Genomic DNA, 26,900 nt, shown 5'->3' on the forward strand with positions numbered 1-26,900 from the left:
CCCGCGCTCAGCCGTACCAGACACCATCGAAATGCGGCAGCTCCTGGAAAGCCAGCAAGGCCCTGCTTGCATCGTGGTAGTCCTGCAGAATGCCGTCCATCGGGTCGGCGTGGCCGGTGTAGTGCAGCGCTGCCGCCTGGTGGTTGACCCGGGTGACATCAGGAATGAAGGTCTCATGGAAGCGCAGTCCCAGATCGCCGGGCTCGTACCCTTCGACGATGATGTCGAAGCTTGCGGTCCCGAACTGTTCATTCGCGTCCTCGGCATGAAACTTGATGCGCAGATCGCTGCCGGACAGGCTGAAGTTCACGAATATCTGGTTTTCCAAAGCGCTGTCCAGTACCAGCTTGCCCGGCATGAACGGCCCGCCGACAGGATAGGCTTGGCCATCCAGGAATGACGGGTAGAACGACGCCGAATACTGGATGTCCACTTCGGCCCCCACGGCGGATGGTGCGGCAAGCAGTACCAGTCCGCCTTTTATTTCCAGCGCCATATCGGGCCTCGTCGTGGCGGGATTGATGGCGCTGAAGGGAATGTAGAGACGATCATCCGCGTCGGCATCCTTGATGGTCGTCTCGCTGCGGCCCACCACGAAGATGTCCGCCCCGCCATTGCCGAACACCACGTTGACCCCGCCGCCCGGGGCAAGCAGGTTCCCTTCCTCGTTCCCGTGCAGGATATCGTTGCCGCTGCCGGTGATAATGTTCTGGACGCTGTCGATGAGCAGGCTATGCGTGGCGCTGAGCGGGATCCAGACATCCTGGCCGGTATAGCCCAGGGCGGCCTGATCATCGGCCGTGCCACCATGGGTTGCGGCGACGTCGGCGCCCCACATTGACCGGTCGAACGAGATCGACCACGACGAGAGGTCGAGGGTGTTACCCATGTCTCCCGCGCCATGGAGGTCGATGAAGTAATGTGGAGTGGCTTCAGAGGTCGGCAGCAGATCGAGGTCGTGAATGGACAAGATATCCGACCGAGACGAGCCCACCAGACCTTCTATCGAGAACGCATAATCTCTCGCATAGTCGCTGCCGCCTGCGTCATGTTTGCCGATGATGTACTTGCCCGACCGCTCGTAAAGATCGCCGACGGCTACGCTTTCCAGCTGGATATGCAGCGAAGCATCAACGCTGGCATAGGAAAGCGTATCCATCCCCTCCCCGCCGTCGACCAGCAGGTTCAGCGTCTGCCGCGAAAGCAACTGGTTGGGATCTGCGTGAATGATGTCATCGCCCAGCCCGCCATGAATAATGAAATTGTCGAATTTCGTCCTGTCCGGATCGCGATAGAACAGGTCAGGTCCGTCTGATTGCATCGTCCCGACGATGACACCCGTCGTCGACGTCAACCAGCTGGCGGGCGAGGCATACGGCAACACGTCGCCAATCGTGAAGGAATGCGTCGCGGGTAACCCATAGGTGTCGGCAAGGAACGACGCCGTCAACGCGATCAGGTCATCATGCGACGTATCGATGATGTCCGAATAGGCCAATCCCAACTGCGCCATATCCGCAGGCGTCAATCGCTCCGCAGTTCTGATGTGCGCGGCCACGGCAGCCATAAGATCGTAGGTCCCCTCGTATTGCTTGATCGTGACGGTTTCCTGGGTGCCGTCAAGACGATCGATCGTTGCCTGGACCGCCTCAGTCGTCAGCAGCCAATCCTTGTAGAAACTGTCATACCCGAGATAAGGAAACAGCATGACGCCGGACCAGCCGGTGTAGTCTCCATTGGGGTAATAGATGGGGTCAGAGAAAAGCCGGCCCACGGCAGCCGCCCCATCGATAAGTCCCAAGGTTTCCAGCGTAGGGAGCTGCCCCCCATTCGCCTGGAGATGTGCGGCAAAATCCGCCCCGATCGTGTTGGAGGCCAGATTCATCGTCGCATTGGTATGGATTCCCGTCCCATACTTGAGATCGATCTGAGACCCGGTGTAACTGCGGATGTACTTGGAAAAGACGCCGACTCCCGCATTCACATCGCGCGCCCCTTCTATCCACGCGTGCAAACCGGCATACGGCCCATCGGTCAGCACCGGCTCGGGCAACTCATCAAGCAAGGAGCCGTAGACGCCACCGGCCGCTCCCGCCAGTTGGCTGCCCCTGACGAAGTCCAGCACCTGCGAGGACACGTCATCCCTGAAGCGTGCAAGGGACTCCTGACTCATACTGCCGAGATACGAATAGTCGTATGCAAGCGTCTTCACACTTCCTCCCGATCAACATGCCTGCGACAGCCAGTCACCAGGCCAAACAAGAATTCCTCATTGCAAGGCACGCAAGGCCAGCCTGGCCCGAACCGCACGGCTGATATCGGCCAGATCTGCAAGCACTTTCAATGCGTCATCGCCCTGCGGAAAAGTGAAAGTCATGTTGACGCCCAGGTCGGTGCGATAACTGACCTCACAGGTCTCCCCTACTGGAACCGCCATGCGGCAGTACCCAGCCGGACTGCTGATCAGTCCCTCAACACCCACCGCAGGATCGAGCCCGAATGGCCCAGCCCACAACATGGGAACCTCTTTTCCGGGCGCGTTGTAGAGATATTTGGGACGATGAGTCATGCAATGCAGCAACTGGCCGGGCGCAGAGGCACACGCAGCATTCGAGTCCTGATATGGGGCGGACGCGCCGGATGCCGGCGCCCAGCGGATAGCCACGCTGCCGCCATCAGACAGGGGAAAACTGAAGTCACCTCCGAATATCCCGCGCAAGAAGCGCTCGCTTTCCAGCCTGAAGGGAAGCTGCGGGCAACCCAGACGCCGGCGCGTGGGCAGGTCGGAGATATCCACGCCGTACAGTTCCTGCAAGCGACGAACATTCGTGTAGCGCAATGCCTGGGAGACATCCACGCGATAGACCTGAGGATCGTTCACCACTTGGATGTGGAACGCATCCGCGACCTCCTGCGCCGAACACTGCGGCGTGTCGACCTGCATATGGATGCCGGGCGCGGTTTGCGCGCCCGCCTCGGCAAAAACGGCCAGCCCGGCCCAAACCGAATGCGCGACCCCACGCCTCAGGGAATAAAGAAGGCGGTAGATTGGCTTAACCATGGCGCTGCTCTGTCGTGAAATCCCTGCGAATGTATACATCCAGAATAGGAAATACCAATAATCATCAACTTTGATACAACTATTAATGATTCACCTATCGCCAAGCGTGACTCACCAATGCGCAATGCCAAAAACAAAGGGCGCCCAGGCGCCCTTTGTGCGATGACAGGCGAACCCGATCAATTCGCCGAGATATTCGCCGCCTTCACCACCTTGCCCCAGCGGTCCAGCTCTTCCTTCGTGTACGCGCCGAGTTGCGCCGGATCCATATACAGGGCTTCCGCGCCCTGCTCCGCCGCCTTCTTGCGGAACGCTTCGGTGCGCATGATCTTGGCGATCTCGCCGCTGATCTTGTCGACCACGGGTTGGGGCGTGCCAGCCGGGGCGTACATCGCGAACCACGACGACACCAGCAGGTCGGGGTAACCGGCTTCCGCGGCGGTGGGCACGTCAGGCAGCGTGGACAGGCGCTTGTCGCCCGTGACCGCCAGCGCGCGCAGCTTGCCCGCGGCGATCTGGCCCAGCAGCGGCGGCGGGGTCGTGATCGTCATGTCCACCGCGCCGCCCAGCAGGTCGTTCAGCGCCGGGCCGGTGCCCTTGTAGGGGATGTGCGTGGTCTTGATGCCCGCCATCTGGTTCAGCAGCTCGGTGGCCACCTGTTGCAGCGAACCATTGCCCGACGAGGCGTAGTTCAGCTTGCCGGGATTCTTCTTCGCATACTCCACCAGTTCCTTGAGCGACTTGATGGGCAGGTCCGGCCGCACCACGACGACTTGCGGGGCCGACAGGATGTTCGCCACCGGCGCGAAGTCCTTGATGGGATCCCAGTTCAGGTTGGGCGTGACGTGCGGCGTGATGGCCTGGAAGCCCGAGTACTGCAGCAGGAGCGTGTAGCCATCGGGGTTGGCACGGGCCACGGCCTGGGCCGCAATGCCGCCCGACGCGCCGGGTTTGTTGTCCACCACCACCGTCTGCCCCAGGGCCTGGCCCAGCGGCTGTGCGATCAGGCGCGCCGCGATGTCGGTCGTGCCGCCAGGCGCGGCGGACACGATCAGGGAAATCGGCTTGGACGGGAAGTTGTCCTGCGCCTGTGCGGCGCCCATGCCCACGCCCGCCAGCGTCAGCGTGAACAGGGCCTTGCGGAAAATGCTGCGGTGAGCCTGCATGTGATGTCTCCTCTTGGATTCTTTTATCTGGATGTGTAAGGCGGGCCGGAATGTCGCGCCGGTCAGGCGGACGGGAAGCGCTCCGCCAGCCAGGCTGGCGGCGCATGCGTTGCCAGCCGCGGCCCGGCGGCAAGCAAGGGATTGCTGAATTCACGCTGGACCAGCGACGGCAGCCCACGCACCACGTCCAGCAGCGGGGCCAGCGACACGCCGGTTTCCACGCCCATGCACGCGAACATGTGCACCAGTTCCTCGGTGGCCACGTTGCCGCTCGCACCCGGCGCGAAGGGACATCCGCCCAGGCCCCCGGCGGCGGCATCGAAACGCGTGATGCCCACCTGCCACGCCGCCACCGCGTTGGCCAGCGCCATGCCGCGGGTGTTGTGCAGATGGATGGTGATCGGCGTGCCGGGCAGCAGGGCCTGCGCGTCGGCGCTCAGGCTGGCCACCTGCGAGGGATAGGCCATGCCGGTGGTGTCGCACAGCGTGATGCCCGAGGCGCCCGCATCGACGAGACGACGCGCCAGCGCCAGCACGTCGTCCGCCGGCACGTCACCGTCGAAAGGACAGCCGAAAGCGGTGGACAGCGAGACATTGCACGGCAGCCCGTGCGTGGCCGCCACGCCCAGGATGTTGCTGAGTTCCGCGAAGGACTGCTCGCGCGTCATGCGCAGGTTGGCGCGGTTGTGCGTCTCGCTGCTGGACATGACCAGGTTCAGTTCCTGGACGCCAACCTCCAGCGCGCGTTCCAGCCCCCGGACATTGGGCACCAGCGCGGTGTAGATCACGCCGGGCCGGCGGCGGATGCCGCGCATGACGTCCTGCGCATCGGCCAGCGCCGGGATGGCCTTGGGCGACGTGAAGCTGGTGACCTCGATGCGGGCAAAACCGCAGTCCGACAAGGCATCGACCAGCGCGATCTTGTCTTCCGTGGGCACGAGCGCGCGCTCGATCTGCAGGCCGTCGCGCGGCCCGACCTCGTTGATCTCGATGCGCGGCGCGCCCGAAGGCATCGTCGTGGATGACGTCATCTCGTTTCCTTCGATCTCGTGACGGTTCAGGCGATCACGCCACGCTTGCGCAGGTCCGCGCGCCGGGCGTCGTCCAGGCCCGCCTGCTTCAGCACCTCGTCGGTGTGCTCGCCCAGGCGGGGCGCGCGCGCACGAATCTCGCCCGGTGTTTCCGACAGCAGCGGAAAGATGGCGGGAATTTCCACATCGAGCCCGCTGGCGGATTGCACCGAGGCAATGGCGCCGCGTGCGCGGTAATGGGGGTCGGCAGCAATGTCGGCAACGTTGTAGATGCGCCCGGCGGGCACGTCGGCTTCGCGCATGGCGGCCAGCACCGTGTCGATCGTCTGCTCGGCGGTCCACGCGCCAATGGCGGCGTCCAGCTCATGGGCGCGGCGCGCGCGGCCGTCGTTGTGCGCCAGATCGGGATCGTCGCGCAGATCGTGGCGACCGATCTTCCCCATCAGGCGGGCATAGATCGCATCGCCATTGCCGGCGATCAGCACGAAGCCGTCGCGGCAGGGATAGGCGTTCGACGGGGCGATGCCGGGCAAGGCTGCGCCGGCCGGCTCGCGCACCGCGCCAAACGCCGAGTATTCCGGCAGCAGGCTTTCGCTCAGGTTGAACACGCTTTCGTACAGCGCCGCATCGATCACCTGCCCCTGGCCGCCGCGCGCGTCGCGCTGGTACAGCGCCAACAGCACGCCCAGCGCGCCATGCAGACCGGCGATGGTGTCTCCCAGCGACAGGCCGGCGCGCACCGGGGCGCGGCCCGGCTCGCCATTCAGGTAGCGCAGGCCCGCCATGGCCTCGCCGATGGCGGCGAAACCCGGCTCGGTGGCCTTGGGCCCCGTTTGGCCATAGCCCGACACGCGCAGCATGATCAGACGCGGGTTGGCCGCATGCAGCGCCTCCCACGACAGGCCCCATTTCTCCATGGTGCCTGGACGGAAATTCTCGATCAGCACGTCGGCCTGCTCCGCCAGCTCGCGCACCAGCGCCTGGCCTTCCGGCTGGCGCAGGTCGACGCAGACGGACTGCTTGCTGCGCGACTGCGCCTCCCACCACACCGACGTGCCTTCGTGCAGCAGGCGCCATTTACGCAGCGGGTCCCCCTGCCCGGGCGGCTCGATCTTGATGACCTGTGCGCCGAAATCGGCAAGGGTCTTGGCCGCGAAGGGGCCCGCGATCAGTTGGCCCAGTTCCAGCACGCGGATGCCGGCAAGGATCTGCCCAGCCATGGTGTCTCCAGCTCGATGAATGTTCTTATGCTGGCGGCATTGTGCGCGTGCGTCGGCGCGGGCCGGAATGACCAATGCGTGAAGGGGGGGTTCCGGAATCGGGAAACCCTGGGGAAACCCCAGGTCCGCGCGGACAGCGGCCTAGCCGTCCTGGCGCAGGTGCGCGAAGAGCAGCCGCGCGGGCACGGGCAGGGTCTCGGGGTCCCGCACGCCCATCAGCAGGTCGCGCCGCGCCCATTCGTCGGACAGGCCGATCAGCTTCACCTGCATCGATCTTGCATGCGGCTCGGCCGCGATGCGGGGCAGGATGCCGATGCCGCCCGTGGCCACCACCATGCGGCAGATGGCATCGAAGCTGCGGACCTGGATACGCAGGCGGATCGCCTTGGCCAGGCGCTGGCTTTCCTCTTCCAGCCGGCTGGCCAGCGAGGTGGCGGGCGACAGGCCCACGTAGTCGAAGTCCAGGGTCTCGGCAAAGGACACCGAGGCATGCACCGCCAGCGGGTGGCGCGGCGGCGTGATGAGCACCAGTTCGTCGTGGCGGTATCGCACCGACACCAGTCCCTCGGCGGGGGTGCGCTCCGCGAACAGACCCAGGTCGGCGCGTTTTTCCAGCACGGCGGTCACGACGTCGCTGCTGTTCATTTCCTCGAGCTGTATCCGCACGGCGGGATGCTGCGCCATGAAACGCGCCAGGTCTTCGGGCAGGAACTGCGTGATGACGGAGGTGTTGGCCGCGATACGCACCTGGCCCCGCACGCCTTCGGCGTAGTCCGACAGCAGGCTGGCCATCTGCTCCACTTCCTGCAGCACGCGCTGCGCATGCGCCAGGCAGGCCTGGCCCGCGTCCGTCAGCTCGACGCCCGCTGCGTTGCGAAAGAGCAGCGGCGTGCCCAGCGCGGCCTCCAGGTCGGAGATGCGCTTGCTGGCAGCGCCCACGGCCAGGTGCGACTGGCGGGCCCCGGCCGAGATGCTGCCCTGGCGCGCAACGGCAACGAACAGCGCCAGGGTGACCAGATCGAAACGAGCGAGATTCATCGCTGCAATATACCGGGCGGGACCGGGCGCTAGCCAGCGCGCGCCGCGGGAGGCGCTTGCCCGGCCATCAGGGCCACGACCCAATCGATGAACACCCGCAGCTTGGCGTTCACGTGGCGGTTCGGCGGGAAGGCCACGTACAGCGGCATCGGCTCCTGCTGCCAATCCTCGAAGATGCGGACCAGTTCGCCACGCGACAGCGGTCCGCGCGCCATGTACTCGGGCAGCCAGAGCATGCCCAGGCCCGCCAGGCCTGCCTCCAGGTAGGCATTGCCGTCATCGACCGCCAGCGCATAGCGTCCCTGCACATGCACGCTTTCGTCGCCGCGGTGCATGGCATAGGGCAGGGCCTTGCCGGTGCGCGCCCACAGGAAGCCCACGACCCGATGGTGCGTGCCTTCCAGGTCCCTGGGGTGCGCGGGCCGCCCGGCGTGCGCCAGGTAAGCGGGCGCCGCATAGACGCCCAGTTCCAGATCCGCCACGCGCCGCGCCATCAGGGAAAGATCGGCCAGCTCGCCGCCGCGCACGACGCAATCGACGTTCTCGCCGATGATGTCCACGGGCCGGTCGCTGACGCCCAGGTGCAGCTGGATGTCGGGATAACGCGCCAGGAAGTCCGGCAGGGCCGGCACGATGATGTGCCGCGCCAATGGGCTCGGCACGTCCACGCGCAAGCGGCCGCGCGGCGCCGCCGATGCGCTGGACAGGCTGGTCTCGGCATCGTCCAGGTCGGCCAGCAGGCGCAGCGCGCGCTCGTAATAGGCCAGGCCGTCGGCGGTCACGTTGACCTTGCGGGTCGTGCGGTTCAGCAGCTTCACGCGCAGGCGCGTCTCCAGCTGCTGCACCAGTTGCGTCACGGTGGTCTTGCTCATGTGCAAGGTTTCCGCCGCCTTGGTGAAGCTGCCGGTTTCCACCACGCGCACGAAGGCTTGCATTGCATCGAAACGATCCATGTCCGCTCCGTTTCCGAGTGAGATTGTTTGGATTTTACAAACAGTCCTGGGTGGACGTGCGGGTTTATCCGGAACTGGGCTGACCGTAGAGTAGGCACATCCCCCATCAACGGGCCGCGTGGCCCCCGGAGATTCCCATGCCCCAGAAACGTGACGTCGTCTTCCCCGCCGGCCGCCAGGCCCTGTACGAACGCAACCGCTATTCGCCCGCCATCCGTTCGAATGGTTTCCTGTTCGTGTCGGGCCAGGTGGGCAGCCGGGAAGACGGCACGCCGGAGCCGGACCTGGAAGCGCAGGTGCGCCGCGCCTTCGCCAACCTGAACGCCATCCTGGCCGAAGCGGGCTGCACCTTCGACGACGTCGTCGATGTCACCGTCTTCCTGGTCGACCCGGCGTCGACCTTCGAGAAAGCCTGGCCCGTGGTGATGGAATATTGGGGCGACGCCCCGCACCCAACCCTGACCGGCATCGGCGTGACCTGGCTGTATGGCTTTGATTTCGAGATCAAGGTGATCGCGAAGCTGCCCGAGTCCGCCGGCAGGCAATTGGCCTGAGCAAGCTGCCTAACGCCGTTTCATCTTGCACCAATGAAGAAAGGAAATTGAAGGGCGAGGCTGGCATCCTGTCCTGCCTGCATGAGCCGAGAGCATGGCGGTTTGCCAGGCCTTGAGGCGCAAGGCCAGAAGAAACGCCATTACAGTCGATGTCGCGACGCTTCATTCGTTTGCGACACCCGGCAGGCAAACAACGCCGCCCCTGCCCTGTCCTCTTCGCCTGACGGCTCCACCGCGCCGCTCCCGCCCGTGCCAACCCGCCAAGGAACGTTACAGACTGCCGCATCCGCGCGGGGATGAGGCTTTACAACGTTTCCTGGAAAAAACATATCCACGGGACACGACATGGCCGACCACACTTCCACCGCTGACGCCCGAAGCGCCGCCTCGCCAGGCAGCGAAGCGCCGCCGCCGACGACGACGGCAAAACCTGACAAACCCGTCGTCAAGCCGATTCCCGTCTGTGTGGGCTTCGCCCTCTTCGCGGCCCTGCTCATCCTGCCCGCCCCCGCCGACATGTCGCCCGAGGCCTGGCGTCTGGTGGCGGTGGCCGCGCTGATGATCGCGTGGTGGATCACCGAGGCCGTCCCCGTGGCCGTCACGGCGCTGCTGCCCGTGGCGCTGTTCCCCCTGGTCGGCGCGACCAGCGCGGGCGATGCCGCCAACCCCTATGGCGACCCGATCATCTTCCTCTTCATGGGCGGCTTCTTCCTGGCCATGGCGATGGAGCGCTGGCACCTGCACCGCCGCATCGCGCTGAACATCGTGTCGCGCACGGGCTCGCAGCAGCATCGCATCGTCGGCGGCTTCATGCTGGCCACGGCGTTCTGCGGCCTGTGGGTGTCGAACACGGCCACTGCCGTCATGATGCTGCCGGTCGCCCTGTCGGTGGCCGGACTCATTTCCCAGAAAGGCGGGTCCTCGAAGTTTCCACTGGCCCTCATGCTGTCGGTCGCCTATGCAGCGTCCATTGGCGGCATCGGCACGCTGATCGGCACGCCGCCCAATGCACTGCTGGCCGGCGCGCTGAACCAGACCTATGGCTACGACATCGGCTTCGCCCAATGGATGATCTTCGGCATGCCCATCATGCTGGTCATGCTGTTCGGCGCCTGGCTGCTGCTCACGCGCGTCTCCATCCGCCTGGGCCGCGAGCCCATCGAAGGCGCCGATGAACTGTTCCAGTCGCAGTTGACCGAACTGGGCGGCTGGTCGACCGCCGAACGCCGCGTGGCCATGGTCTTCGTCGTCACGGCCAGTCTGTGGATGCTGCGCAGCCCGCTGCAAAGCTTCATCCCCGGCCTGTCCGATGCGTCCATCGCCATCCTGGCCGCCATCGCGCTCTTCATCATTCCGTCGGGCGACAAGGAAGGCGGCGCCCTGGTCAACTGGACCATGACCAAGAACCTGCCCTGGAACATCCTGGTGCTCTTCGGCGGTGGCCTCAGCCTGTCGGCCGCCGTCGTCGCCACGGGCCTGGACGGCTGGATCGGCGACCAGTTGGGCGCCTATGCCGGTGCCCTGCCCACCCTTGGCATCGTGGCGCTGGTGGTGCTGGCCGTGCTGGTATTGACCGAATTCATGTCCAACACCGCCACGGCCGCGACCTTCATTCCCATCATGTCGGGCCTGGCGATGAGCCTGGGCGAGAACCCGCTGCTGCTGATGGTGCCCGCCACCCTGGCGGCCTCGATGACCTTCATGCTGCCGGTGGCCACGCCCCCCAACGCGCTGGTGTTCAGCTCGGGCCACATCACCATCCCGCAGATGGCCAAGCACGGCTTCCTGATGAACATCCTGTCGATGATCGTCATCACCGGCCTGGGTTACTGGCTGCTGATCACCTTCTTCGGCGCGGTGGCGGGCGAGCTGCCCTCGTGGGCGGAGCGCGGCGCGAAATAAGCGGCAGGCCCGGCCAGCCGGGCGCGCTGGCCGGCCTATTGATTGATGGTCTGCTCATGGCCTGGAAGCGTCGTCGCTCACCTGGCGGTCAGGCCGTTTCCACCCGGTTGCCGCCCTGCGACTTCGCACGATACAGCGCCCGGTCAGCCGCGGCCAGCCCGTCGCCCAACGAAGGGAGTGGGCCTTCGTAGTGTGCCAGGCCGATACTGACCGTCACGGTGATCTCGCTGTTGCCCACCCGGCTGGCGATGGTGCCGGCGAAAGCCTGGGCCACCGCCTCGCCCAGCGCCTGGGCGTGCCGCGCCTCCTCGCCCGTCAACAGGCCTGCGAACTCCTCGCCGCCGATCCGCGCCAGCATCGCGCCTGGCCCCATCACGCTGCGCGCGATCTCCGCGAAGGACTGCAGGACCTCGTCGCCCGTCTGGTGGCCGTGCCGGTCGTTCACCAACTTGAAATGGTCGAGGTCGAACGCCAGGAAAGCCACCGGCCCCCGTCCCGCGCCCTGCAACTGGCGGGCGCCTTCCTCGAAGAACCGCTTGCGGTTGCCCAGCCGGGTCAGGTAGTCCGTCATCGACTCCTTCAACAGCTGGCCGTGCGCCTCTTCGCGGAAAACCTTGAGCAGCGCCATCGGCAACAGCATCGAATAGAGCACGCCTGCGTAGATGGTGATCATGCTGGCGAAGGCCTGCATCGGCGGTCCCTCGGCAGTCACGAGCCAGGGCAGGATCGCGGCGCGCGCACCATAGAGGAAGGCATGGATGAACGTCACGCCCACCACGATGTGGCGGGTGGGGAAGGACTTCATGGCTGCGCAGCGCCACATCTCCCACGCAGTCAGCGCACTGACCAGCGCAATGGGGATCGCGCTGATGTAGTTCCACATGACCTCCTGCCAGGCGGCCCCCGCGATCAGCCAGGCACTGACGGTACAGGCCAGCAGGCCCGCGCCGAACAGGCCGTAGCGCCGGCCGTTCAGGCTGGCGACGCCATTCAGGACGAGCAGGTAGCCGGTGACGATGATGAAGTTGGCAAGGGTGGCGCCGTAGGGCGAGGGCAAGTCGCGCCGGTACAAGGCCCCGATACAGCCGATGGCCAGTACCGCGAAGCCGGCGGCCAGCGTCCTCAGGGCACTGCTGCGCGCCGGGTTGCTCCGGTGTTCCCAGAACATCATCGCCGCGCCGGCGAACAGCGTTCCGATCGCAAGAAGGTAAAGCGTACGAAGATCCACTCACTTCCCAGGATGCAGGGGCATTGCGCCGTCGCGACGCGGCGGCATGCGGAATTTTAGATTCGGAATTCGACAGGTCATGGGAGGCGCGGACGGACGGTTGGACCCGTATTCCATCGCGCGCCACGCAACCCGATAACGTAACGCGATTATTCCAAAAAACCCATATTGTTACGTTTTTGAGGAAGAGGTCGTGTCAGCGGCAAGCCACATACCCCGCGTCATGGGATATTCGACGATGGAACGCCCCTGCGCCTGGCGGCACGGATTTGCGGATTCCATCCCGGTTTCATATACTCCCCCTCAGTATCCAACAACCATCGGTCCGCCATGCCCCACTCCCCCGAGGAAAAGAAACGCGTCCTGACGCGCGTGCACCGCATCCGCGGCCAATGCGACGCCCTGGAGCGCGCCCTGGAAGCGGGCGCGGACTGCGCGCCGGTGCTGCAGCAGATTGCCGCCATCCGCGGCGCCATCAACGGGCTGATGTCCGAAGTGCTGGAATCCCACATCCGCGAAGACTTCAGCCTGCCGGCCGACTCGGCCACCCAGCACGACACCCGGGTGCAGGATCTCCTCACCCTCGTGCGAACCTATTTGAAGTAGCACTGCCCCAGAACATCGCCGCCCAGGCCGGGCGGCAGCACCCCACCCTTACGGAGCCCGCCATGAAATCACGCGCCGCTGTCGCCTTTGCAGCCGGAGAACCGCTGAAGATCGTCGAGATCGACGTCGAACCTCCCCGCAAGGGAGAAGTGCTCATCCGCATCACCCACACGGGCGTCTGCCACACCGACGCCTTCACGCTCTCGGGCGACGATCCCGAAGGCCTCTTCCCCGTCGTGCTTGGCCATGAAGGCGCCGGCATCGTGGTGGAAGTCGGCGAAGGCGTGACCAGCGTGAAGCCGGGCGACCACGTGATCCCGCTCTACACCGCCGAATGCGGCGAGTGTCTCTTCTGCAAGTCGGGCAAGACCAACCTGTGCGTCTCGGTGCGCGCCACGCAAGGCAAGGGCGTCATGCCTGACGGGACCACCCGCTTCTCGTACAACGGCCAGCCCATCTATCACTACATGGGCTGCTCGACCTTCAGCGAATACACCGTGGTGGCTGAAGTGTCGCTGGCCAAGATCAACCCCGAGGCCAACCCCGAGCACGTCTGCCTGCTGGGCTGCGGCGTGACCACCGGCATCGGCGCCGTGCACAACACGGCCAAGGTCCAGGAAGGCGACACGGTCGCCGTGTTCGGCCTGGGCGGCATCGGCCTGGCCGTGCTCCAGGGTGCGCGCCAGGCCAAGGCCGGCCGCATCATTGCCGTCGACACCAACCCCGAGAAGTTCGGCCTGGCCAAAGTATTCGGCGCCACCGACTGCCTGAACCCCAAGGACTTCGACAAGCCCATCCAGCAGGTCATCGTGGAAATGACGGGCTGGGGCGTGGATCACTCGTTCGAGTGCATCGGCAACGTCAACGTCATGCGCGCCGCGCTGGAATGCGCGCATCGCGGCTGGGGACAGTCGGTCATCATCGGCGTGGCCGGCGCGGGCCAGGAAATCTCCACCCGCCCCTTCCAGCTGGTGACCGGCCGCCGCTGGCTCGGCTCGGCCTTCGGTGGCGTGAAGGGCCGCTCGGAGCTGCCCGGCATGGTGGAAGACGCCATGCGCGGCAAGATCGAACTCGCCCCCTTCGTCACGCACACCATGGGCCTGGAAGGCATCAACGACGCCTTCGACCTGATGCACGACGGCAAGTCGATCCGCAGCGTGGTGCGCTACGCGGAAGCCGCGGCGGCCTGATAGACACCGCCATTGAAAATGGGCGCGGCATCATCTGCCGCGCCCTTTTTTCATGCTGGCGGAATATTGATTCCGCGGGACGAGTTACTGGATCACGCGGATCTCATCCACCTCGAACTCGACGCCGCGGCGGCCCTTGCCCAGTTCACCGTGCAACTCCACCTGGGTCTTGTCATCGATCTTCACGCCGACGGGGAAATCGTCATCGTCGATGTCGACGCGGATCTGGCCCGTGCCGTCATCGAAGGTGTAGTGATCGTCGCCATCATGCGAGACGATGCGCCCGCGCAGGATCGCCTTCTGGTCGTCGCGGCCCGTGGCGGTCAGCTCCTTCACCGAAATGACCTTGATCGAGCTGGGTCCCGCGTAGCCCTGCTGCTGCGTGGCCGTGGCCGGGTTGGTGCTGGGGCCGCTATAGCCCTGGGCGGCGGCGCCCCCGGCGGCAAGCGCGCCAGCCAGCGCGGCGCTGGCGAGCAGGGTGCGGAGGAAAGCGGGACGTTGGATGGTCTGGGTCATGGCAGGGCTCCTTGCGCAACAGCGCGATAACGTTGAACACAGTGCCATTTGACGCCCCGAAGATGAAGTGAATCTGATCGCAGCACCTTAAGCGTGGCAAGGAAGAAAAAAAGATCACTCCGCATCTTTTTTTGCCAAGTTCCAACAAAAAACCAGCAAAAAAGATGCTATCCGATCTTTTTTTGGCAAATTCCAATTTTTTTCCCCACAATAGATGCAATCCATTCTTTTTAAAGCGGTGTTATGGGCAAACCATTACAGTCCGTCGCAGACCTGGGTCTCATCGTGCGCGCCGTCCGGAAAAGCCAGAATCTTCGCCTGGATGATCTGGCCGGCAGTGCTGGCGTGGGACATGTCTTCGTGCGTGACGTAGAACACGGCAAGGAAACCGTGCAGTTGGGGAAGGTGCTCCGGCTGCTGGAAGAATTGGGCGTCGAGCTGACCCTCAACGTACCGACCGAGGCCATTCCTCATTTGCAGCGGCTCAAGGCTAACGGCCTGAGGCCACTCAAGTCACGTTCGCCGGCAAATAAAGACGGGAAGAATCAGCAATGACGTCCTCTCGTGAACTGCGTGTACAGATCAATGCGGACGACGTCGGCACCCTGAACACGCAGGATGACATCTGGCGGTTTTCCTATGCCAGACAATGGCAGGAGAATCCGCTGGCGTTCCCCCTCGCGCCCGGCTTGCCGCTGGACGCCCAGGCATTCGTGGACGGCTCGGATCTGCGCCCGGTCCAGTGGTATTTCGACAACCTCCTTCCCGAGGAGAACCTGCGAAGCGTTCTCGCGAAAGAGGCCGAGATTGACGAGGCGGATGCATTCGGCCTGTTGGGCTATTTCGGCGCCGAATCGGCGGGCTCCCTGGTGCTGTCCAAACCGGGCGCCCCGCCTGCCAATACCGGTCTCGTCCCCTTGCCATTACCCCAACTCGATGCGCGAATCCGGAACTTGCCCCGTGCAACCCTGACCCAGAATGCGCCGAAGCGGATGTCACTGGCAGGCGCGCAGCACAAGATGGTCATTTGTCTGCAGGACGGGGAACTTTTCGAGCCTCAACCTGGCAGCCCTTCCACCCATATCCTGAAGCCTGACAGCCAATCGGAGATGTACCCCCACTCCGTCATCAACGAGTACTTCACGATGCGGTTGGCGGCAACCGTGGGGCTCAGTGTCCCGCCGGTCCAACGCCTTTATGCGCCTGCCCCTGCCTACATCATCGAACGGTTCGACCGGTCCCCAACCCCAGCGGGGGGGATCCAGCGTCTGCACATCATCGATACCTGCCAACTTCTCGGGCAATCGCGCGCCTTCAAGTATGAACAAGCCTCGGTGGACACTCTTGCATTGGCCATCAGGCAATGCACCTGGCGCGCGCATGCTCGTGTGCAGCTATTCCGGTGGCTGCTGTTCAACTACCTGATCGGTAACGGCGACAACCACCTGAAGAACCTGTCATTCCACATCGATAGCGAAGGCATCCGGCTTGCCCCCTTCTACGATCTTCTGTCGACCTGCGTTTACGCTACACGGGCATTCCATGACGATCCCGTCTGGCCAAAAGCAAAGCTGGCAATGACCCTGGGGAAAGCGGAACGATACGATCAAGTGTCGCGAGCCACGATGCTCGAGGCGGGACAGACGCTAGGGCTCTCCGCTGCCACGGTGGCACGAGAACTGGACAAGATGACCCGCAACCTGCCCGGACACGCCGACACACTGATCGAAGAAATCGAAGCAGCCTATCCGGCGATGATCACTGCCAGCCCTGATCCTGTCCTAGCAGCACGGCATCAAGCGGGCGAACAACGGCTGCTACGCAGCATCAGGCATGTCGTGCTGCAAGACACCGTCTCCAGCTTAAGGAAGGTGTAGTAACACGCCAAGTCCACGCCCCTCCAGCCCCTCTTCAAAACGCAGCGTAGCCCGGTGTAGCTCTGCCACGCGCGCCACGATGGACAGGCCCAGCCCGCTGCCCTGCACCTCGTTGCCCAGTATCCGGAAGAAACGCTGCGTCAGGCGCTCGCGGTCCGCCTGAGACACGCCCTCGCCATCATCGCGCACGGCAAGCACCACGCCAGCTGCTGCCTGCGTGGCAGAGATTTCCACCCTGCCGCCGCGCCTGCCGTAGCTGATCGCGTTGTGCAGCAGATTGCGCAAAGCCATCACCAGGCCATCGCGATTGCCCGTCACCATCGCCACCTGACACGCCACCGTTACCGACACCTCACGCGCCGCCGCGGCGGGTGCGCACACGCGCACCAACTCCTCCAGCAAAGCGGGGGCATCAATGGCCTCGGTCCGCAAGGCGTCGGGCGACTCCGGATCGAGCCGCGCCAGGTGCAGCAGGTTTTCCACCAGCGCCGTGCTGCGCGCCACGTCTTCGCGCAGGCGTTGCAGCTGCGCGGCAGCGGGGCTGTCAGCGGCCAGCGTGCGCTGCATCACCTGGATGCGCGAGGCCAGCGCGGCAAGCGGCGTGCGCAACTCGTGCGCGGCATCCGCCGTGAAGCGGCGCTCGCCTTCCAGCGCATGGTCCAGCCTGCCCAACAGGCGATTGAGCGCGGTCACCACCGTCTGCACTTCGCGCGCGCGGCCGTCGTACACCAGGGGGGACAGGTCCGACGGCGATTTGTCCTCCATGCCGCGCGCCATGTTCTCCAGCGGCGCCAGCAGACGCCTGATCAACCACCAGTTCATCACCCCCAGCAGCAGCCACAGGCCCACCAGGGGCCAGGCCAGCGACGCCAGCATATCGACGATGAGATCGCTGCGGTCATCCCATTCCTGGCCGATCTGCACGGAGAAGTCCAACGCATCGTGCTTGCGCACGTAAACGCGCCAGCGCTCGCCATCCACGCGCACGTCGTAGAAACGATCGTCCTTGCGCCCGGGGTCCACGAAAGGCCGCCTGGGCGCATCCTCGCCGCGGCGCAGCACCACGCCATCGCGCGAGACAATCTGGTAGTCCAGGCGCAACGACGGCTGCGCCGCCTCCCGGTCACGCGCGGGCATCCCGCCCACCGACGTGCCCTCGCCCAACGCCAGCACCAGCCGCGCGCCCTCCTCCAACGAGTCGTCGAAGGTGTCGCTGACCTCCTTCCACGCCAGCGCCAGCACGATGATCGTGCTGATGAGCCCCACCGCGATGCTGGAGCCCAGCGTGGTGGAGATCAGCCGGCGGCGCAGCGAATAGCTGTCGTCCGCGCCCGCCGGCCGGGTCCGACGCCACGGCAGCCTCACGCGCCCAGCTCCGCCAATCTGTAGCCCTGGCGGCGGATCGTCTTGATCGTGTCGGAAGACAGCTTGCGCCGCAGGTTGTAGATGTGCACCTCGATGGTGTTGCTCTCCACCTCGTCGCCCCAGCCGTACAGGGCCTCTTCCAGCTGGGCGCGCGAGACCACATGGCCGGGGCGGCGGATCAGCGCATGCAGCACCGCGAACTCCAGGGCGGTCAGGTCCACGGGCTCGTCGTTGAAGGTCACCTGCTTGGCAGACGGGTCCAGCGCCAGGGCGCCATGCCGCAAGGCCGTGTCCGGGCGCCCGTCATGGCGGCGCATCGCGGCGCGGATGCGGGCAGACAGCTCTTCCAGGTCGAAGGGCTTGACCAGGTAATCATCCGCGCCGAGGTCCAGGCCCTCGATACGGTCGCGCACGGCATCGCGGGCCGTGATCATGATGACGGGCATGGTCTGGCGGCGCGCCCGCAAGGACTGCAGCAGGGCATCGCCCGTGAGCCCGGGCAGGCCGCGGTCGAGCAGCAGGCATTGATAGTCGTGCGTGGCCAGCGCCGTCTGGGCCAGGTCGCCGCGGGTGACACGGTCGACCACGTAACCGTCCAGCGTCAGCCACGATTCGATGGACTCGCCCAGGGAGATGTCGTCTTCGGCCAATAGGATGCGCATGGGAGGACTATACGGGGGAAGATGAAGGGAATCTTAAGCGGTGGCGGCAGGGGCCTCTTGGCGAGAAAATGAGAATAATTGTTATTATTCCGGCTCCCCTTCTGCACGCCCTCTTCACGCATGTCCCCTCCTTCCAAGCCCAACAAAGGCTGGCTCGCGCATTATCGCGAGTTGATGGGGGCATGGCGGCGCAAGAACCCCCAGGACGGCGAAGATGCGCTGCAGGATGCCGTGGTCGGCCTGCTGGAGCGCGGATTGGGCAAGGTCGAAGACCCAAGGGCGTATCTTGCCCGCAGCACCACCAATGGGCTGATAGACCGGCACCGCCGGCGCGGCGTGCTGGACCTGCGGCCCCTGCATGAACTGGACGAGGACGAACACCCCTCTGTCCAGGACGGCCACGCCACCCATTATTCGGCCCAATTGCTGGACGCCCTGATGGCCGCCCTGCAAGACCTGCCTCTCGCCTGCCGGACCGTATTCGTCAGGCATCGCCTGGAAGGATGGAGCCATGCCGAGATCGCGGACGACATGGGCATTTCGCGCAGCATGGTGGAGAAGCACATGATCCGCGCGCTGGTCCACATCGACCAGCGGCTGCACGCGCACGCGCCGCCCCATTGACCCTGAGGCCCCCTTTGCACCCCTTCGTCCTGCGTAGCAGGCAATGCGACAATCCACGCAACATCACGCCCGACTATCCGCCACTGCGCCCATGACCGCCGCTTCCGAGACTTCCACCGATGCGCTGCGCGACCACGCCGCGCGGTGGTTCGCGCGTGTGCACTCGGGCGAGGCCACGCACGCGGAGATCGACGCCTGCGCGGCCTGGCGGCGCAGCGATCCTGCCCACGAAGCGGCTTATCAGCGCGTTTCCTTCCTGTGGGAAGCATCGCGCCACCTGCCTGAAGACAAGCTGCGAGCCCTGGCGGCGCCCCCTGCGGCGCAGCCGGCCGTCAGGGCCCCCGGCAGGCGGCGTTTCGCGCTGGCCACGGCCGGACTGTGCGCGGCGGGCACTGCCGGGGTAGTCGCCTGGCCGTGGCTGCGGTCCGGCGCGCTTCAATACGAGGCCTCGCTGGACACGATGGATGGCAAGCGGCAAGAGATACCGCTGCCCGATGGCTCACTGCTGAACCTGAACGCGAATACGCGTCTGCGCGTCACGTTCCGGGAAAAGCGAAGGCACGTCGCACTCGAGACCGGCCAGGCATTCTTCACCATCCGCGCCGACAAGGCTCGACCCTTCGTCGTGCAGGCAGGCGACGCCACCATTACCGTGACCGGCACCCGCTTCGACGTCTGGCACGACGCACTGGGCACGCGGATTGCCGTGGCTTCCGGCACGGTCCGGGTATGGACGGCCAGCTGGTGGCACGGCATCGACCAGGACCTGGGCGCCGACCAGGCCATCGACGTCGCGCCGGACGGCCGTTCGACGCCGGTACTGCCCGTGCAGGCCGAGAACCTTGCCGCGTGGCGCCTCGGCAAGGTCATCTTCGACGACACGCCTCTGCCCCTGGCCGTGCAGGAGATCAACCGTTACCTGCCGCAAGGCGTGACGCTGCGCGCGCCGCTGCTGCACGACTATCGCGTGGCGGCGGTGTTCAGCATCGACGACCCGCAATCGATGCTATCGGCCTTGCCCGCCATCGCCCCTGTCAGGCTGCAGCGCCAGTCCGACGGCAGCACTGTCGTCCTGCCCCGCTGACCTGGCCCTGACGACGGCGCGACATGGGCGGTCCGCCGCCGTTACAAAATCGTTCTCGTTTTCATTGAGGTGCTTGCCAGCCCGATACGTCTTCCCTAGGAGGACGCATGGCCGGCTCATCGGCATGCCTCCGGAAACCTTGGCCAAGGGTTGTGGCGCATGCGCGCCTGAGTCATTCGACCTGGATAACGGAAGACCGTGAAGAACGACGTTCTCTGCAAGACCGCCCCGCAAGGGCGCAACGATTCGCTGGCGCCTCCGCGCCAGGCATGCGGCAACACGCTGGTGGCCGGGAAGCTCCTGGCCGTGGCGCTCGCCATCGCGCTGGGCACCACGCCGCCCGCTGCTTCGGCGCAGGACACCGCGGTGCAGATCACCCTGGCCGCGCAGCCCCTGGGGCAAGCGCTACTGCAACTGGGTCGTGAAACCTCGCTGCAGATCTTCTATGCCCAGGATCTTGTCCGCGGCCTGCAAGCGCCGCCGGTATCCGGCACCCTGACGCCCGAGGCAGCCTTGAAGGCGCTGCTGCAAGGCTCCGGCATCGGCTACACGCGCAATGGCAACAACGTCACGCTGACCCGATCCTCGACTTCCCTACTGGCGCCTGTCACGGTACAGGGCCGCTACGAGGCCACCACGGAGGGCACGGGCTCCTATCTCGCGCGCCAGACCGCCGCGGCAACCGGCCTGCAACTGTCCCCACGCGAGACCCCGCAATCGGTCAGCGTGGTCACGCGCCAGCAGATGGAGGACCTCAACGTCACGACGCTCGGGGAAACGCTCAAGACCGTGACGGGCCTGGTCACCACGTCCTCCGACATCGACCGTACCGACATCCATTCGCGCGGGTTCTACGTCGACACCTACCAGTACGACGGCGTCCCCATCTCGACCCAGAACGACTTCTTCGGCACCTCGACCTTCGACCCCATCCTGTATGACCGGGTCGAGGTCGTGCGCGGCGCGACGGGCCTCATGACCGGCGCGGGCAATCCGGGCGCGTCCGTCAATGTGGTGCGCAAGCGCGCCACCAGCAAGACCTTCACCGGCGCCATCGGCCTGGGTGCGGGTTCATGGGATCATCATCGCGCCACGGTGGACCTCTCCACCCCGCTCAACGAGAGCGGCAGCCTGCGCGGGCGCGTCACGGGCATGGCCGAGGAACGCGACTCCTACCTGGACCGCTACGCTTCCCGCAACCGCGCGTTCCTTGCCACGGTCGAGGCCGACCTGTCCGCCGACACCACCTTGCGCGTCGGCGTCGAGCACCAGGCCAAGCGCCCCGACGCACTCACCTGGGGTGGCCTGCCCATGCTGTTCAGCGACGGATCCAGCGCCAGCTGGCCGCGCCGTTTCAGCATCGCCGCGGACTGGACGCGCTGGGACACCACCAACGATACGGTCTATGCCTCGCTGGAACACAGATTCGAGAACGACTGGGCCATCACGGCCAACCTCAGCCGGCTGGATAGCGAATACGACTCCAGGCTGATATATCTCTATGGCACGCCGGATCGCCTGACGGGTAACGGGCTCAGCGCCCTGCAGAACCGCTCGCACCAGGAGTTCGACCAGAACAGCGGCTCGCTGCAGGCCTCCGGCCCTTTCCAGCTGTTTGGCCACCGGCACGAGGCGGTCCTGGGCGTGGTCGGCAACCACTCGAACTACCGCTACGGCAACCACGCGCCGCTCAGCACCGCCCCCGTCGGCAGCATTTACGATTGGGATGGCAGCTATCCCGAACCCGCCTGGGGGGATTTCAACTGGCTGGGCAAGCAGAAAACGCGCCAGACCGCCCTGTTCGGTGCCATGCGCCTGTCGCTGACGGACTCGCTGAAACTGGTCATCGGAGGCCGCCAGAATCGCTGGAAACGCGAAAGCGGCACCGACACGATGAAGCATGACGTCTTCACGCCCTACGCCGGCATCCTCTACGACATCGACGCGGTCTATTCCGTCTATGCCAGCTATACCGATATCTTCCAGCCCCAGTCCTATCGCGATGCCGGCGGCGATTTCCTCGACCCGGTGAAAGGCAAGAGCTACGAAGCCGGCGTCAAGGCCGACTATTTCGACGGGGGGTTGACCACCGCGCTGTCCGTATTCCGCATCGAGCAGGACAACGTCGCTGAACGGGACGGCGAGAACACCGTGCCGGGGACTGCCGAGTTCGCCTATCGGGGCGCCAAGGGCATCACCAGCGAAGGCTTCGAACTGCAGGCATCCGGTGAGATCACGCCCGGCCTGCAAGTGTCCGCCGGCTTCTCGCGCGCGCTGGTGCGCGACGTGGACGGCAGCCGCTACAACCCCTACCGCCCGCAGAACCTGGCCCATCTCTTCACCACCTATCTGGTGCCGGGAACGTCGGGCAAGCTGACGGTGGGCGGCGGCGTCCAGTGGCGCAGCGGGGTCTATTACGCGCGGACGCTGAACGGCGCGCAGGCCCGGGTCGAACAGGGCTCGGTGCTATTGGCCAGCCTCATGGCCCACTATCGCTTCACGCCCAACCTGTCCACGCAACTCAACGTGAGCAATCTCTTCGACAAGCACTATGTCGACCTGAGCGGTGACGGCCAGGGCTTCTATGGCGCGCCGCGCAGGGTGATGATGACCGCCAGGTATACGTTCTGACGGTCTTCGAAGCCGGTTCAAAAGTCCGGCTTCATCACCATCAGGAAGTACACGGCGATCATCGCCACGAAGGCCGGATACCCCAGCCGCTCCCACCACACGGCATAGCGCCAGTAACGCGACGGCAAGGCATCCGCGCCGCTGGCATGCGCCACCGCCGCCATCTTCGACATCTCGTATTGCAGCCACACGACCGGCAGCCAGCAGGCGCCGGTGATGGCGTACAGCACGAGGGTCGCGGCAATCCACGGGGTCTCCCAGGACCAGCCCACCGAATGCGCCAGCCACATTCCGGACAGGGGCTGGAAGATGACCGCCGGGGTGGTGAACCAGAGATCGGCCCGGACCACCAGCCGCGACACGGCGGCGATGGCCGGCACATTGCGCGTGCGATTGGTGAAGTACAGATAGAACGCGGTGCCGAAGCCGGTCCCCACCATCAGGACGGAGGACAGGATATGCAGGGTCTTCATGGTCAGGTAGGCATTCATGATCTTTCTTCCTCACTCAACAGCACCAACAACAAGGCAATGATCGGCACGTTCTTCAGGATCGGGCCGAAGGGATGCCACAGGAACTCGGGCAGGGCGATGGCGATGATCGCGGAGTAAGCCGCGATGAGCGCCATCTGCGCCACCCAGAGGCGGCGGCCCGGGCGTGCCAGCGTGGCGATCCCCAGGATCACATCGAGCGCCACGGCAAGAGAGAGGGCGGCAACGGCCAATGATCCTTGCAGCCCCACGCGCGCCAGCAGCGCCAGGCTGTCGGCGATGGGGTGGACGCAGGCGCTGAAGAAGGCGGTGGCCAGCCAGGTGAGCGCCAGCGCGCCGCGCAGCAGCGCGGGACGCCATCCCGCCAACGCCTGGGCGCGCAGCCGCGGCGCGTCATCGGGGCGGATGAAGGTCTCGACACCTTCGGGCTCGCGCGCCAGCACCTCGGCGGTCCGTGCCACGCTGGCGGTGTTGCCGGCCTGGAGCATGCGCCAGGTGTCGCGCGTCAGCAGCGCTCCCGGCAGGCGGTCCATCACCGCGGCAGCCAGGCCGATCAGGCCTGCCGGGATGGACACGCGCCAGGCCGGCGCGAATCCCAGCGAGGCACGATAGGCCGCCAGCATCTGCCGGTACTCGACCTCCGTTCCTCCCACCAGGTCCAGCTCCTCGCGGCCTGCCGGCGCCTGCGCCAGAAGACGCACGACGATCTCCGCCAGCTCGTCCACCAGGATCGGCCGCAGGCGCTGACGCCCGCCGCCCGGCAGCGGGTGCACGGGAGAGGACGCCAGCGCGCGGAAGTGGCGGGAAGACGCGCCCGCCTCGCCGTACACCAGGGCGGGCCGCAGCACGTGATGGGCCACGGGCAGGCCAGACAGATGCGCATCGGCGGCATGCTTGCTTCGGAAATAGGCGGTGCCGCCCTGCTGCGCACCCAGTGCGGACACCTGCACGATGCGGGTGACGCCAGCCTGGCAGGCCGCATCGAACAAGGCGATGGGCGCGCGCCGATGCACGCGCTCGAAGCTGCGCTGGGCGGTTTCCGTCAGGATGCCGACGGCGTTCACGACTACGTCGATCCCGCGCAGGCGAGGCAGCCAGGCGGCAGGCTCGACATCCTGCATGTAATCGATGGCAAGTTCATCGGCCTGGCTGGCTTGCCGCACGCCCTTCACCACGCGATGCCCTGCCCGGCCGAGCGCCTCGCAGATCGCCTTTCCCACGAACCCATGCGCGCCGCAGACCAGGATGTTCATCGTTGCCTCACTTTTAATTCTGACATTTCTGTATAAACAGAAATTCATGAGCCGAAAAAAGGCGAACGCACCGTTCGCCCCGCTGGCGATCAGGACTTCGTCCGCCGCATGGTCTTGCTGATCTTCGCGCCCAGCCCCAGGGTCTTCATCAGGGTGTCGGGCTTCATCCGCAACATCTCGTCCGACCAGGTCGTGAGCGTCTCCAGGAATTCCAGGGTCTCGCGCACGCGCTGTTCGGTGGCACGGCTTTCGTTCTCGATCTCTGGGCTGGTCAGGCTGTCGCGCAGCATGGTCAGCGTCGGGTCGATCTCACGCCGGCGCCGGCCCTCCACGATGAGCTTGAACAATTCCCAGATATCCGTGGAGGTCTCGAAATGATCCCGCCGGTCTTCCATGACGTGGACCACCTTCGCCAGGCCCCAGGATTGCAGCTCCTTCAGGCTGGTGCTGACATTGGAGCGCGCCACGCCCAGGGTTTCCGCGATTTCCTCCGCGGGCACCGGACGGCCCAGGAGATAGAGCAGCGCATGGATCTGGGCCACGGTGCGGTTCACGCCCCAGCGGGAGCCCATTTCGCCCCAGTGGAGGATGAAGCGTTCGGAGATCGGTGTGAGTTTCATGCCTGGCAATTTATTCTCGTCAGTCATTTCTGTCAAGACAGAAATGACTGACAGAAATGGACATGCAACTACCGCCCGCGTCCCGGCCGACGCGGCGTGTCATACGCGCTCAGGTCCACGCCCGCCGCCTTCAGCTTGTGGACCGTCGCCAGCAAGGCCTCCTCCCGGCCAGCCAAGTGATGCGTGGCCTTCACGGCCTCTGCGCAACGCGCCATGTCATCGGGACACCCGTGGTCCGCGGGCAGCAGGCTGGCCGAGATCAGGGCATTGATGGCCAGCGTCGACACGCGGATATTGGTGGGCTTGCCTTGATGGAAGCCGTCGAGCGAGGCGCGCAAGGCCGCCACCTTGCGGGCTGCGACGGCCGCGGCGTCCTGGCAGGACGTCATCGTGGGCACGCCTTGCGCCACTTCCAGCTTGGCGCACACCAGGGCGATCTCCGCGCCGGGCCTGGCCGCGGCACGCTGCGCGGGCAGGCGCGCGCGCACGGCGGGCGGCATCACGCTGTCGAAGACGATCCACTGCCCGGCCTTCGCGTCGCCTTCCACCTTGGCCACCGTTCCCGACAGCAGCACCGGACGGTCCAGGGACATCGGCGCGGCGGCCGACGCACCCGCGGCATAGGCTTCGGACAGCACGTCGGCCTGGACCGCGGGCGTGCCCATCCACTCGCCGATCAGGGTGCCGCCGCCCTCGGAGAAGGTCTCGATCTCGGCGCGCAGGATGGCTTCGAGCACCGCCTTCTCGGTGGGGTTCGGCACATAGGCCGCGGCGGCCAAGGCAGGCAGCAGCGCAAGGATCAGGGCACAGGTTTTCTTCATCAGGGCAATCACGGAAAATCGGAAACGGGGCGGGCACGGCGGCGCGCCCGGAAAGAAACGCGCAAGGGTAACCCGCGTCACGGCCACACTTGTCCCGCCTTGCGGCCAGGCCGCCACAGCAGCGAGAATACCCCGGCCCCACCTGGAGATCCTGCATGCGAACCTTGAAGACTGCGGCCAGCGCCCTGCTGATTGCCTCCTGCGCCCTCGGCGCCCCCGCCCTTGCCCAGATCAAGCTGTCCGACGCCCTGCCCTATTCCCCCATGGTGGGCCAGGAAGGCAAGGACGTCATCTGGGTGCCAACGCCGCAGCCCCTGGTCGACCTCATGCTCGACACCGCCAAGCTCACGCCGGCCGACACGCTGGTGGACCTGGGCTCGGGTGACGGCCGCCTGGTCATCACGGCCGCCAAGCGCGGCGCCAGTGCGCGCGGCATCGAATACAACCCCGACCTGGTCGGGCTGGCCAGACGGCAGGCAGCCGCCCAGGGCGTCGGCGACAAGGCCGTCTTCGAGGAAGCCGACATCTTCGAGTCCGACTTCTCCGAAGCCAACGTGGTCACGCTGTTCCTGCTGCCGGCCCTGAACCTGCGCCTGCGCCCCACGCTGCTGGACATGGCGCCCGGCACGCGCATCGTCGCCAACTCGTTCACCATGGATGACTGGAAGCCCGACGAGATCGCCCAACTGGCCGGCGAGGCCTGCGAGGGCTGGTGCACCGCCTACAAGTGGGTCGTGCCCGCCAAGGTGGAAGGCGTCTGGCAACTGGGCGATGACAAGGTGCTGACCTTGAAGCAGGAATTCCAGATGCTGACGGGCACGCTGCGCGACCGCGGCGTCAGCGCGCCCATCCGCGACGCGCGCCTGTACGGCGACGAGATCCGTTACGCCGTTTACGGCGACACCTATGTGGGACGGGTGAAGGGCAGCCAGATGGCAGGCCTGCGCAACGATACCGAGGCCTGGCAAGCGAAATCCGCCGCCCGATGAGCGCCACGAACCGGACGT

Annotated in this window: 25 protein-coding genes; 10 read left to right on the forward strand and 15 right to left on the reverse strand. The window is 65.6% G+C overall.

Annotation, left to right across the window (positions count from 1 at the left end; all coding sequences use genetic code 11):
* Positions 1-7 precede the first annotated feature (7 nt).
* The 7 genes from ODI_RS17915 to ODI_RS17945 form a co-directional block, all read right to left on the reverse strand.
* The gene (locus tag ODI_RS17915) at positions 8-2,212 is read right to left on the reverse strand and encodes a calcium-binding protein (protein ID WP_067748695.1); all 2,205 of its coding nucleotides are present in this window, start codon (positions 2,210-2,212) and stop codon (positions 8-10) included.
* Between the two features lie 57 nt (positions 2,213-2,269).
* Positions 2,270-3,061: a hypothetical protein gene (locus ODI_RS17920; RefSeq protein WP_067748692.1), complete on the reverse strand. Its 792-nt coding sequence runs from the start codon at positions 3,059-3,061 to the stop codon at positions 2,270-2,272.
* Between the two features lie 179 nt (positions 3,062-3,240).
* On the reverse strand, positions 3,241-4,227 hold the full coding sequence (locus ODI_RS17925; protein ID WP_067748689.1) for a Bug family tripartite tricarboxylate transporter substrate binding protein: 987 nt from the start codon (positions 4,225-4,227) through the stop codon (positions 3,241-3,243).
* Positions 4,228-4,289: 62 nt separating this feature from the next.
* Positions 4,290-5,258 carry a hydroxymethylglutaryl-CoA lyase gene (locus tag ODI_RS17930; RefSeq protein ID WP_067748686.1) on the reverse strand — a complete coding sequence of 323 codons (969 nt, stop codon included), beginning with the start codon at positions 5,256-5,258 and terminating at the stop codon, positions 4,290-4,292.
* A 26-nt stretch (positions 5,259-5,284) separates the two neighbouring features.
* The gene (locus ODI_RS17935) at positions 5,285-6,478 is read right to left on the reverse strand and encodes a CaiB/BaiF CoA transferase family protein (RefSeq protein ID WP_067748683.1); all 1,194 of its coding nucleotides are present in this window, start codon (positions 6,476-6,478) and stop codon (positions 5,285-5,287) included.
* Positions 6,479-6,619: 141 nt separating this feature from the next.
* Positions 6,620-7,516 (reverse strand): LysR substrate-binding domain-containing protein, encoded by an 897-nt coding sequence (locus ODI_RS17940; RefSeq protein WP_067748682.1) that lies wholly within the window; start codon positions 7,514-7,516, stop codon positions 6,620-6,622.
* A 29-nt stretch (positions 7,517-7,545) separates the two neighbouring features.
* Positions 7,546-8,469, reverse strand: a complete 924-nt coding sequence (locus ODI_RS17945; RefSeq protein ID WP_067748680.1) for a LysR family transcriptional regulator — start codon at positions 8,467-8,469, stop codon at positions 7,546-7,548.
* Between the two features lie 137 nt (positions 8,470-8,606).
* On the opposite strand from ODI_RS17945, the gene ODI_RS17950 reads away from it, so the two are divergent.
* Together ODI_RS17950 and ODI_RS17955 are read left to right on the forward strand one after the other, a co-directional pair.
* The gene (locus tag ODI_RS17950) at positions 8,607-9,023 is read left to right on the forward strand and encodes a RidA family protein (RefSeq protein ID WP_067748679.1); all 417 of its coding nucleotides are present in this window, start codon (positions 8,607-8,609) and stop codon (positions 9,021-9,023) included.
* 345 nt (positions 9,024-9,368) lie between these two features.
* Positions 9,369-10,925 carry an SLC13 family permease gene (locus ODI_RS17955; protein ID WP_082985107.1) on the forward strand — a complete coding sequence of 519 codons (1,557 nt, stop codon included), beginning with the start codon at positions 9,369-9,371 and terminating at the stop codon, positions 10,923-10,925.
* 88 nt (positions 10,926-11,013) lie between these two features.
* Here the strand turns inward: ODI_RS17955 and ODI_RS17960 are convergent, their stop codons facing one another.
* Positions 11,014-12,096 (reverse strand): GGDEF domain-containing protein, encoded by a 1,083-nt coding sequence (locus ODI_RS17960; protein ID WP_082985106.1) that lies wholly within the window; start codon positions 12,094-12,096, stop codon positions 11,014-11,016.
* Between the two features lie 387 nt (positions 12,097-12,483).
* On the opposite strand from ODI_RS17960, the gene frmR reads away from it, so the two are divergent.
* Positions 12,484-12,759: a formaldehyde-responsive transcriptional repressor FrmR gene (gene frmR, locus ODI_RS17965; RefSeq protein WP_067748674.1), complete on the forward strand. Its 276-nt coding sequence runs from the start codon at positions 12,484-12,486 to the stop codon at positions 12,757-12,759.
* Positions 12,760-12,821: 62 nt separating this feature from the next.
* Complete coding sequence (locus ODI_RS17970; RefSeq protein WP_067748670.1) at positions 12,822-13,949, forward strand: S-(hydroxymethyl)glutathione dehydrogenase/class III alcohol dehydrogenase; 1,128 nt, start codon at positions 12,822-12,824, stop codon at positions 13,947-13,949.
* Positions 13,950-14,033: 84 nt separating this feature from the next.
* Here ODI_RS17970 and ODI_RS17975 read toward each other — a convergent pair whose 3' ends face one another.
* Positions 14,034-14,465, reverse strand: coding sequence for a YgiW/YdeI family stress tolerance OB fold protein (locus tag ODI_RS17975; protein ID WP_067748662.1), 432 nt, complete (start codon positions 14,463-14,465; stop codon positions 14,034-14,036).
* A 243-nt stretch (positions 14,466-14,708) separates the two neighbouring features.
* Between ODI_RS17975 and ODI_RS17980 the strand changes: the two genes are divergently transcribed.
* Both ODI_RS17980 and ODI_RS17985 read left to right on the forward strand, forming a co-directional pair.
* Entirely contained in the window at positions 14,709-15,020 is a 312-nt protein-coding gene (locus ODI_RS17980; RefSeq protein WP_074046750.1) for a helix-turn-helix domain-containing protein, read from the forward strand.
* On the forward strand, positions 15,017-16,342 hold the full coding sequence (locus ODI_RS17985) for a HipA domain-containing protein (protein WP_067748656.1): 1,326 nt from the start codon (positions 15,017-15,019) through the stop codon (positions 16,340-16,342). The genes ODI_RS17980 and ODI_RS17985 overlap by 4 nt, the downstream gene beginning before the upstream one ends.
* Here the strand turns inward: ODI_RS17985 and ODI_RS17990 are convergent.
* Together ODI_RS17990 and ODI_RS17995 are read right to left on the reverse strand one after the other, a co-directional pair.
* Positions 16,328-17,707 (reverse strand): ATP-binding protein, encoded by a 1,380-nt coding sequence (locus tag ODI_RS17990; RefSeq protein WP_231968088.1) that lies wholly within the window; start codon positions 17,705-17,707, stop codon positions 16,328-16,330. The genes ODI_RS17985 and ODI_RS17990 overlap by 15 nt on opposite strands.
* Positions 17,704-18,369 (reverse strand): response regulator, encoded by a 666-nt coding sequence (locus tag ODI_RS17995; protein ID WP_067748653.1) that lies wholly within the window; start codon positions 18,367-18,369, stop codon positions 17,704-17,706. Before ODI_RS17995 ends, ODI_RS17990 begins: the two co-directional genes overlap by 4 nt.
* A 120-nt stretch (positions 18,370-18,489) precedes the next feature.
* On the opposite strand from ODI_RS17995, the gene ODI_RS18000 reads away from it, so the two are divergent.
* The 3 genes from ODI_RS18000 (at position 18,490) to ODI_RS18010 (ending at position 22,708) form a co-directional block, all read left to right on the forward strand.
* On the forward strand, positions 18,490-18,993 hold the full coding sequence (locus tag ODI_RS18000; protein WP_067748650.1) for a sigma-70 family RNA polymerase sigma factor: 504 nt from the start codon (positions 18,490-18,492) through the stop codon (positions 18,991-18,993).
* Positions 18,994-19,084: 91 nt separating this feature from the next.
* Entirely contained in the window at positions 19,085-20,077 is a 993-nt protein-coding gene (locus tag ODI_RS18005; RefSeq protein WP_067748647.1) for a FecR family protein, read from the forward strand.
* A 198-nt stretch (positions 20,078-20,275) separates the two neighbouring features.
* Complete coding sequence (locus ODI_RS18010; RefSeq protein ID WP_197707107.1) at positions 20,276-22,708, forward strand: TonB-dependent siderophore receptor; 2,433 nt, start codon at positions 20,276-20,278, stop codon at positions 22,706-22,708.
* A 17-nt stretch (positions 22,709-22,725) separates the two neighbouring features.
* Here ODI_RS18010 and ODI_RS18015 read toward each other — a convergent pair whose 3' ends face one another.
* The 4 genes from ODI_RS18015 to ODI_RS18030 form a co-directional block, all read right to left on the reverse strand.
* Positions 22,726-23,199 (reverse strand): DUF2269 family protein, encoded by a 474-nt coding sequence (locus tag ODI_RS18015; RefSeq protein ID WP_067748644.1) that lies wholly within the window; start codon positions 23,197-23,199, stop codon positions 22,726-22,728.
* Positions 23,196-24,452: an SDR family oxidoreductase gene (locus tag ODI_RS18020; RefSeq protein ID WP_067748641.1), complete on the reverse strand. Its 1,257-nt coding sequence runs from the start codon at positions 24,450-24,452 to the stop codon at positions 23,196-23,198. The genes ODI_RS18015 and ODI_RS18020 overlap by 4 nt, the downstream gene beginning before the upstream one ends.
* Positions 24,453-24,541: 89 nt before the next feature.
* Positions 24,542-25,072, reverse strand: coding sequence for a GbsR/MarR family transcriptional regulator (locus ODI_RS18025; RefSeq protein WP_067748636.1), 531 nt, complete (start codon positions 25,070-25,072; stop codon positions 24,542-24,544).
* A gap of 68 nt (positions 25,073-25,140) precedes the next feature.
* Positions 25,141-25,893 (reverse strand): hypothetical protein, encoded by a 753-nt coding sequence (locus ODI_RS18030; RefSeq protein WP_067748634.1) that lies wholly within the window; start codon positions 25,891-25,893, stop codon positions 25,141-25,143.
* Between the two features lie 155 nt (positions 25,894-26,048).
* Between ODI_RS18030 and ODI_RS18035 the strand changes: the two genes are divergently transcribed.
* Positions 26,049-26,882, forward strand: a complete 834-nt coding sequence (locus ODI_RS18035; protein WP_067748630.1) for an SAM-dependent methyltransferase — start codon at positions 26,049-26,051, stop codon at positions 26,880-26,882.
* The last annotated feature ends 18 nt before the right edge of the window (positions 26,883-26,900 follow it).

Origin of the sequence: Orrella dioscoreae, from assembly GCF_900089455.2 — a bacterium.
GTDB classification, from domain to species: domain Bacteria; phylum Pseudomonadota; class Gammaproteobacteria; order Burkholderiales; family Burkholderiaceae_B; genus Orrella; species Orrella dioscoreae.